Here is a 7,065-nt window from a genome sequence, read left to right as displayed (position 1 = left end):
ATGGTACTGCAGGGGGGACCCTGTGGGAGAGTAGGACGCCGCCGAACAAATATTGCGAAGAGCCCCACACCGAAAGGTGTGGGGCTCTTCTGCGTTTAGGGTCGGAGTATGCGCTATGACCTCGTCATCTTTGACAACGACGGTGTGCTGGTCGACAGCGAGCCGATCTCCAATCGGCTGCTGGCCGGCTATCTGACCGAGCTGGGGTACCCGACCTCGTACGAAGACTCCCTGCGGGACTACATGGGGGCCGCCATGCATCGCGTACACGATCTGATTGAGGAGCGGACGGGAGAGCGGTTGCCGGGGGACTTTGATGAGGTGTTTCATCGGCGGGTTTTCGCTGCGTTCGAGCGGGAGTTGCGGCCGGTGGCGGGGGTCGAGGAAGTGCTGGAGAAGCTGACGGCCGGCGGGGTGCCGTACTGCGTGGCCTCGTCCGGGAGTCATGAGCGGATTCGGGTGGGGCATCGGGCCACCGGGTTGGACCGGTGGTTCGACGACCGGCGGATTTTCAGCTCGGAGGATGTGGGGCGGGGGAAGCCCGCGCCGGATCTCTTTCTGCATGCCGCCCGGGTGATGGGGGTGCCGGCCGAGCGGTGTGTCGTGGTGGAGGACAGCCCGTTGGGGGTGCGGGCGGGCGTGGCGGCGGGGATGGACGTGGTCGGGTTCGCCGCCATGACCCCGGTGGAGCGGCTGGTCGGGGCCGGGCGGGTGTTCTTCGGGATGGGGGAACTGGTCGACCTGGTGGTGTGAGGCATCGCAGGTAGGGCAGTGGAGTTGAGGGAAATTCATCTTTGGCTGGATATACCCAGGGGACGCTCGGGGCCTTACGCTCGCCGCCATGACTGAAGTGCTACGGCGCGGTAGGGCTTCGCTGGCGTTCGGCTTCTTCGCCCAGGGCGTGGCGTTCGCCCTGCTGGTGACGCGGATTCCGGCTGTACAGGACCGGTACGGGGTGTCCGATGCGCTGCTGCCGGTCTTTCTGGCGGCGGTGCCGATCCTGGCCGGGGTCGGGAGCGTGGGCACCGAGCGGCTGGTGGAGCGGGTGCGGCCCAGCGTGGTGCTGCGGTGGTCCCAGCCGGTGGTGCTGCTGGCGCTGTTCGGGGTGGGGGCCGGGGAGCGGCTCGTCGAACTGGCCGTCTCGCTGGCGGTGTTCGGGCTGGCCGTGGGTGCGCTCGATGCCTCGATGAACATGCTCGGGGTGAGCTTGCAGCGGTCGTACGGGCGGAGCATCATGCTCGGCTTTCATGCCGCGTACAGCCTTGGTGGGATTCTCGGGGCCTCGCTGGCGTGGGTGGGCGCGCACTGGGGGCTGGCGCTGTGGGTGTCGTATCTGCCGGTGGTGTGTGTGCTGGTGCCGGCGGCGCTGGTGGGGAGCCGTTGGTATGTGGATGCGGATGGGGGTGGTGATAGAGGGGTTTCTGAGGGTGGTGAGGGGAGTGGGCCGGGGGGTGGGATTGTTTTCAAGGCGCTTTTGCCGCTGTGCCTGGTGATGACCTTTGCCTATATCGGGGACTCCACTGTTTCCAATTGGAGCGCCAAGTACTTGCAGGATGTGCTGGGGTCGTCCGAGCAGCTGGCCACCGTGCCGTACAACGTGTACATGGTGACCACGTTGGTCGGGCGGGCCGTGGGGGACTTCGGGGTGCGGCGGTTCGGGGCCGTTGCGGTGGTGCGGGGCGGGGCGGTGCTGGCCGCGGGTGGGTTCGCGGTGGTGGCGGGGGCGCCGGGGGCCTGGGCGGGGATGCTCGGGTTCACGCTGGTGGGGCTGGGGCTGTGCGTTCTGGTGCCGCAGACTTTCGCGGCGGCGGGGCGGCTGTTTCCTGGGGCTTCGGATGCGGCTGTCGCGCGGCTCAATATCTTTAATTACGTGGGGTTTTTGATCGGGTCTCCGTTGGTGGGGGCGTTGGGGGATGTCTGGAGTTATCGGGGAGCCATGCTCGTACCGATGGTTCTGGTGTTGGCGACATTGGTGTACGCCCGGTCGTTCGATGGCGGGGCGGACCGATACGGTGGCGGGCATGAGCGGTCGCGCACAGCTGATGTGGGACGAGGCGGTAACGGGCTATGACTTCGGTCCGGAGCATCCGATGGATCCGGTCCGGCTGGAGCTGACCCGGAGACTGGTCGGGGCGCTGGGGCTCGACCAGGCGATGGAGGTCGTGTCCGCGAAGCCCGTGGGGGATTCGACGTTGCGGCTGGTGCATCGGGAGGACTACATCGAGGCGGTGCGGGCCGCGTCGCTGGATCCCGGGGTGGCGGATCAGTCGTACGGGCTGGGAACTGCGGATGATCCGGCGTTCGCCGGGATGCACGAGGTGTCGTCTTTGATCGCCGGGCTTTCGGTGGCGGCGGCCGAGGCGGTGTGGCGGGGGGACGCGCTGCACGCGGTGAATTTCGCGGGTGGGCTGCATCATGCGATGCCGGGGGCGGCGTCGGGGTTCTGTATTTACAACGACGCGTCGTTGGCTATTGCCCGGCTGTTGGAACTCGGGGCCGAGCGGGTCGCTTATGTGGATGTCGATGTGCATCACGGGGATGGGGTGCAGGCGGCGTTCTGGGAGGATCCGCGGGTGCTGACTATCTCGTTGCACGAACATCCCCGGACGTTGTTTCCGCAGACCGGGTGGCCCGAGGAGACGGGGGCGGCGGGGGCTGCCGCGGGGTCGGCCGTGAATGTGGCGTTGCCCGCGGGGACGGGGGATGAGGGGTGGGTGCGGGCCTTTCATGCGGTGGTGCCGGAGTTGCTGGCCGATTTTCGGCCGCAGGTGGTGGTGACGCAGCATGGGGCGGATACGCATTTCGATGATCCGTTGGCGCATTTGGCGGTGTCGTTGGATGCGCAGCGGGCGGTGCAGGTCGCTTGTCATGAGTTGGCGCATGAATATGCCGAGGGGCGGTGGGTGGCGCTCGGTGGGGGTGGATACGCGGTGGTGGATGTGGTGCCGCGGTCCTGGGCGCATTTGGTGGGGATTGCCGCGGGGCGGGCTGTCGCGCCGGAGACGGTGATTCCTGAGGGGTGGCGGGCGGAGGTGTTCGCTCGTACTCGGCAGTTGGCGCCGGTGCGGATGAGTGATGGGCGGTGGCCTGTGCGGTGGGGGGTCTGGGAGGAGGGGTACGACCCCGGGGATCGGGTGGATCAGGCGGTGTTGGCTACGCGGCGGGCGGTGTTTCCGTTGCGGGGGTTGTTGGCCTGAGGGGCGTCTGGGTCCCGCAGTTACGGGGGTGGGGAAGTGGAGCAGGGGGTTCTTGAGTATTTGGTGGGGTGTGGGATTGCGGGGTGGGTGGCTACCGGGCGGGAGGTGAGTCTGCGGAGCTATCGGCTCTTCGCGGCTCGGGATCCTCGGGTGTTGATCGGGATCGATCCGGAGGGGGTGTGGGGGGAGCCGGAGTTGATCGGTTTGATGGCCGAGAAGTGTGGGGTATCTCCCGATCCGCGCTATGTGGAAGGGCCGGATCTGATCGATCCCGTACGCACGCTGCTCGCGTTCGACCGGTTCGCCGAGCGGGTCGCCGAGGTGGCTCAGCGCAAGGGGCCGGTGCTGATCGGGACCGGGCATCCGCACCGGCTGCTCGGTTTCTACGTCGGGCTCGCGGACGCTTTGTCGGCGGCGGGATGTGCTGTTCTCACCCCGGCGCAGGGTCGCCGTGTCGACATAACGACCCGGTTCGGTCTACGCACGTACAACCTTGATTACGTACGGGGCGTCGCGTTCGTACGGGCGCACGGTGTGCCCGGTTCCGGTGGTGCGCCCGGCGCGCACTCGCACTCGCCGCTGCCGGTTCGGATGGCGCTGGCGGCGCTCGCCGAGGCCGGCGGGCCGCTGCCGGAGCTGGTGATCGGAGACCACGGCTGGGTCTGCGGGGCAGGTCAGCTGGGGTTCGAGGCCATCGGGCTCGCTGACACGGACGACCCCGCGCTGTTCGTCGGTGAGGCGGAGGGGCGCGTGTCCGTCGTCGTGCCCCTTGATGACGGCGTGCGGTCTGACTACTACCTGCCGCTGAGCCGCTACGTACTCAATCGAGCGTGTCTGTCACAGTAGGCCGCCGATGGGTGCACCTCTTCCCCACTCGCATCACCCGCCCCTACATTGGGGAGTGAGCACGCAACGACGAAGAGTCACCGGAAGGGGAAGCCGGTGGCCGTCGAGTGCGGAAGGTTCAGGTGTGTCATGGCTGCTGGCGATCAGAGGCCTCTGAGCGAGGTTCAGTTCCTTACCGTGGCGGAGGTTGCCTCGGTGATGCGAGTGTCGAAGATGACCGTGTACCGGCTGGTGCACAGTGGTCATCTGCCCGCGATTCGGGTGGGGCGGTCTTTCCGCGTCCCCGAGAACGCGGTTCATGAATACCTCCGCGACAGCTATGTGGGGGTGGAGACGGCCTGACGGTCCCCTCGATTACGACCTCAGCGCTCGGGCGGGTAGGCTAAGCCCTCGTAGGTCGTATGGGCCCATGGCGCCCAGCACCGAGTGATGAGAAGTGAGCGAGGGTAGTCGTGGGCTCTGTTATCAAGAAGCGGCGCAAGCGGATGGCCAAGAAGAAGCACCGCAAGCTGCTCAAGCGCACGCGCGTTCAGCGTCGTAACAAGAAGTAGCCGCCGCAGAGCGTGGTGTGGCCCCGCATCGGACCGAGGTCCCGTGCGGGGCCATTGTCATGTCGACCCGCTAAGTTGGCCCCAGCGGCGTGGTACGTCTGGAAGGAAGGCGCTGGTCTTGGGCAAGGTCGTGCTGGTGACCGGAGTGGCCCGGCGGCTCGGCGGCCGGTTCGTACGCCGGATCCAGCGTGACCCCGAGGTGGACCGGGTGATCGCCGTGGACGCGGTGGAGCCGGAGCACCGGCTCGGCGGGGCCGACTTCATCCGGGCGGACATCCGCCAGCCGACCATCGCCCGGGTGCTCGCCGAGACCGGCGCCGACACGGTCGTCCACATGGATGTCACCGCGACCGCCCTGGGCAGCGGCAGCCGGACCACGGTCAAGGAGACCAACGTCATCGGCACGATGCAGCTCCTCGGCGCCTGCCAGAAGTCGCCGGCGGTGAAGCGGCTGGTGGTGAAGTCCAGTACGAATGTGTACGGGTCCGCGTCGCGCGATCCGGCCGTGTTCACCGAGACCACCCCGCCCAAGTCGCTGCCAAGCGGCGGCTTCGCCAAGGACACCGTCGAGGTCGAGGGGTATGTGCGCGGGTTCGCCCGGCGGCGGCCCGATGTCGCCGTGTGTGTGCTGCGGTTCGCCAACATCCTCGGGCCGAGCGCGGACTCGCCGCTCGCCGCGTATTTCTCGCTGCCGGTGCTGCCGACGGTTCTCGGCTACGACCCGCGGTTGCAGTTCGTGCACGAGGACGACGTCATCGACGTCCTGCGGATCGCCTCGTACGAGCCGCGGCGCGGGACCCTCAACAGCGGCACGTTCAATGTCGCCGGGGACGGGGTGCTGCTGCTCTCGCAGTGCTCGCGGCGGCTGGGCCGCCCGACCGTGCCGCTGTTGCTGCCGGCCGTCACCTGGGCCGGGTCGCTGGTGCGGACGCTCGGCATGACCGACTTCTCTCCCGAGCAGATCCGGCTGCTGACCCATGGCCGGGTGGTGGCGACGGCCCAGATGCGCGAGACACTGGGATTCCGGCCGAAGTACACCACCGCGGAGACGTTCGCGGACTTCGCGCGTGGCCGTGGCCCCGGGCTGGTGCCGCCCGAGGCCCTCGCCCGGGCCGTCGACCGGCTCGCCGCGCTGCCCGTGGCCGGCGGCGGCCACCCACCGCGCGCGGACTAGGGACCCCTCAGCAGGGCCCCGCGCCGATCAGCGCCAACCGAGGAGCGCAGCAACGATGGCGGATGCCAAGGTCATTCCGTTCGACGACGACCGGTCGCGCGGCGGCGCCGCACAGCGCCCGTCCCGGCGCCGGGGCGCCGGAAGCCGCCGGGGCAGCGGGAAGCCCGCGCCGGTCCATCAGCTGGACGAGCATCTCGACCGGCCCGCGGACGGGCCTGTGGAGGGACTTGTGGTGCAGGATGATGTTCCTGTGACGAGTGAGGAGCCAGAGCCAGAGCCAGAGCCGGAGCCGGAGTCGGCGTCAGGGCCCGGGCCGGAGTCGGGGCCGGAGGGCGGCCTCGGTGGTCTGGAGCGGCGGATCGCGGGCGGGCTGGCGTTTCTGCGCCGCCGTCTCACCGGGGACTACGAGGTCGACGACTTCGGCTACGACGAGGAACTCACCGACCAGGTCCTGATGTCCCTGCTGCGCCCGGTGTACGAGAACTACTTCCGGGTCGAGGTGAAGGGCATCGAGAACATCCCGGCCGAGGGCGGTGCCCTGATCGTCGCCAATCACTCCGGGACGGTGCCGCTGGACGGCCTGATGATGCAGGTCGCCGTGCACGACCACCATCCGGCCGAGCGGCATCTGCGGCTGCTGGCGGCCGACCTGGTGTTCGTGCTACCGGTCGTCAATGAACTCGCCCGCAAGCTGGGCCACACCCTGGCCTGCGCGGAGGACGCCGAGCGGCTGCTGGCGCAGGGGGAGCTGGTGGGGGTGATGCCGGAGGGCTTCAAGGGCATCGGCAAGCCCTTCGGCGAGCGCTACAAGCTCCAGCGGTTCGGCCGGGGCGGCTTTGTCTCCACGGCCCTGCGCCAGGGCGCGCCGATCGTCCCGTGCTCGATCGTGGGCGCCGAGGAGATCTATCCGATGCTCGGCAACGCCAAGACCCTCGCCCGGGTGCTGGGCTTCCCGTACTTCCCGCTGACCCCGACCTTCCCGTGGCTGGGCCCGCTGGGCGCGATTCCGCTGCCGACGAAGTGGACGATCCAGTTCGGCGAGCCGATTCCGACGGACGGCTATCCACCGGAGGCGGCGGAGGACCCGATGCTGATGTTCAACCTCACCGACCAGGTCCGCGAGCAGATCCAGCACACGCTGTACAAGCTGCTGGTGCAGCGCCGGTCCGTGTTCTTCTGAGTTCCCCTGAGTTCTTCCGACCCAGGGCCCTTCGGGTACGGACGTGGGGGGTGTGGTGGGGGGGGGGGGGAGTGGTGGGAGTGGGGGCTGGAGCGCTCCTCAGGGGTGTGTGAGTTC

The 7,065-nt window shown here is 68.5% G+C and carries 8 protein-coding genes; all 8 read left to right on the top strand.

All coding sequences use genetic code 11. The annotated features are described in order from the left end of the window. Window positions 1-108 precede the first annotated feature (108 nt). Window positions 109-753, top strand: coding sequence for an HAD family hydrolase (locus tag ACFXAZ_RS39030; protein WP_384601708.1), 645 nt, complete (start codon window positions 109-111; stop codon window positions 751-753). Between the two features lie 88 nt (window positions 754-841). After that, on the top strand, window positions 842-2,071 hold the full coding sequence (locus ACFXAZ_RS39025; RefSeq protein ID WP_384601704.1) for an MFS transporter: 1,230 nt from the start codon (window positions 842-844) through the stop codon (window positions 2,069-2,071). Continuing rightward, entirely contained in the window at window positions 2,022-3,197 is a 1,176-nt protein-coding gene (locus ACFXAZ_RS39020) for an acetoin utilization protein AcuC (protein ID WP_384601701.1), read from the top strand. Before ACFXAZ_RS39025 ends, ACFXAZ_RS39020 begins: the two co-directional genes overlap by 50 nt. A 36-nt stretch (window positions 3,198-3,233) precedes the next feature. Continuing rightward, complete coding sequence (locus tag ACFXAZ_RS39015) at window positions 3,234-4,043, top strand: phosphatase (protein WP_384601699.1); 810 nt, start codon at window positions 3,234-3,236, stop codon at window positions 4,041-4,043. A gap of 129 nt (window positions 4,044-4,172) precedes the next feature. Continuing rightward, entirely contained in the window at window positions 4,173-4,385 is a 213-nt protein-coding gene (locus tag ACFXAZ_RS39010) for a helix-turn-helix domain-containing protein (protein WP_362767926.1), read from the top strand. Window positions 4,386-4,495: 110 nt separating this feature from the next. After that, window positions 4,496-4,594, top strand: coding sequence for a 30S ribosomal protein bS22 (locus ACFXAZ_RS39005; RefSeq protein ID WP_003948845.1), 99 nt, complete (start codon window positions 4,496-4,498; stop codon window positions 4,592-4,594). A gap of 118 nt (window positions 4,595-4,712) precedes the next feature. Then, entirely contained in the window at window positions 4,713-5,768 is a 1,056-nt protein-coding gene (locus tag ACFXAZ_RS39000; RefSeq protein WP_384601696.1) for an NAD-dependent epimerase/dehydratase family protein, read from the top strand. 55 nt (window positions 5,769-5,823) lie between these two features. Beyond that, entirely contained in the window at window positions 5,824-6,948 is a 1,125-nt protein-coding gene (locus tag ACFXAZ_RS38995; protein ID WP_384601693.1) for a lysophospholipid acyltransferase family protein, read from the top strand. The last annotated feature ends 117 nt before the right edge of the window (window positions 6,949-7,065 follow it).

It is taken from the genome of Streptomyces sp. NPDC059477, assembly GCF_042749375.1.
In the GTDB taxonomy this organism is placed as follows: Bacteria; Actinomycetota; Actinomycetes; order Streptomycetales; family Streptomycetaceae; genus Streptomyces.
The sequence above is the reverse complement of the archived record's forward strand: the minus strand, read 5'-3'. Positions and strand labels throughout refer to the sequence as shown.

Excerpts from the sequence above, each read along its gene's own strand:
- ACFXAZ_RS39010 (WP_362767926.1), top strand. The coding sequence starts at position 4,173 with ATGGCTGCTGGCGATCAGAGGCCTCTGAGCGAGGTTCAGTTCCTTACC.
- ACFXAZ_RS39020 (WP_384601701.1), top strand. The coding sequence starts at position 2,022 with ATGAGCGGTCGCGCACAGCTGATGTGGGACGAGGCGGTAACGGGCTAT.
- ACFXAZ_RS39025 (WP_384601704.1), top strand. The coding sequence starts at position 842 with ATGACTGAAGTGCTACGGCGCGGTAGGGCTTCGCTGGCGTTCGGCTTC.
- ACFXAZ_RS39030 (WP_384601708.1), top strand. The coding sequence starts at position 109 with ATGCGCTATGACCTCGTCATCTTTGACAACGACGGTGTGCTGGTCGAC.
- ACFXAZ_RS38995 (WP_384601693.1), top strand. The coding sequence starts at position 5,824 with ATGGCGGATGCCAAGGTCATTCCGTTCGACGACGACCGGTCGCGCGGC.